The organism is uncultured Photobacterium sp., from assembly GCF_947502415.1.
Classification (GTDB): domain Bacteria; phylum Pseudomonadota; class Gammaproteobacteria; order Enterobacterales; family Vibrionaceae; genus Photobacterium.
On sequence record NZ_CANMZV010000087.1, the window covers coordinates 1 to 1,072 of the forward strand.

Genomic DNA, 1,072 nt, shown 5'->3' on the forward strand with positions numbered 1-1,072 from the left:
GCCGAATTCATATACTAAGTGCGACAACCATTATTGAAATATTACTCTCCTGCCTCAACCTTCTATTTTGTTATCTTGGAGGTCGCGTATGAGACAATACAAACAGCTTACCGATGAACAGCGCTATACCATTGCCCAGCTACGGCTTCGAAGAAAACCTGTCTCATTTATCGCAGACGTCATCGGGGTTCACCGAAGCACCGTATACCGCGAAGTCAAGCGCAATAAATGCAATGACAACCATTACCGGGTCCATAAAGCAGGCTTCCGAACCCGAGGGAGACGCTCAAAGTCTCGTAAAAACAGTCAGTTCTCTCGGTTCCAGATGCAAATCATCGAAGCATTTATCAAAGCCGACTGGAGCCCAGAGCAAATCTCTGGTTACCTGCGTACCAGGGGCATGCTCAACATCAGCCACGAGACCATTTACCGCTACATCTGGCTCGATAAAAAACAAGGCGGGACACTATACAAACACCTACGGTGTGCCCCCAAGCAACGGCGTAAACGCTACCGAAGCTACGACAACCGTGGCCGCCTCGCTGACAAACGGCATATCTCTGAACGCCCGAAGGAGGTTGAAAGCCGCGACGAACTTGGACACTGGGAAATCGACACTGTTATCGGGAAAGATAAAAAACACTGCATACTGACGCTGGTTGAGCGAAAAACAGGTTACACACTCATTGGCAAACTAACGGCCCGAACAAAAAACCAAGTAACCTCAAAGACCATTGAATTTATTAAGAAACACCGAAGTAAATTCAAGACTATCACTGCAGATAATGGGACTGAATTTCATGGCTACAAAGAGGTTGAGAAAGCGACCAGTGTGCTGTTTTACTTTGCTACCCCACACCACTCATGGGAGCGTGGAACCAATGAAAATACCAATGGCCTTATTCGACAGTACCTGCCAAAAGGTAGCTCTATGGCACATGTCACACAAAAACACTGCTATGCGATTGCTCACAAACTCAACACTCGACCAAGGAAAAGACTTGGTTTTTACACTCCAGGATACTGCTATGCACAATAATTACTTTTGTCGCACTTCAAAGTTGAAACTAAG

General features: G+C 46.3%; 1 protein-coding gene. It reads left to right on the forward strand.

Going from position 1 to position 1,072, the window contains the following annotated elements; all coding sequences use genetic code 11:
* Positions 1–88 precede the first annotated feature (88 nt).
* The gene (locus tag Q0852_RS23635) at positions 89–1,039 is read left to right on the forward strand and encodes an IS30 family transposase (protein ID WP_299022890.1); all 951 of its coding nucleotides are present in this window, start codon (positions 89–91) and stop codon (positions 1,037–1,039) included.
* The last annotated feature ends 33 nt before the right edge of the window (positions 1,040–1,072 follow it).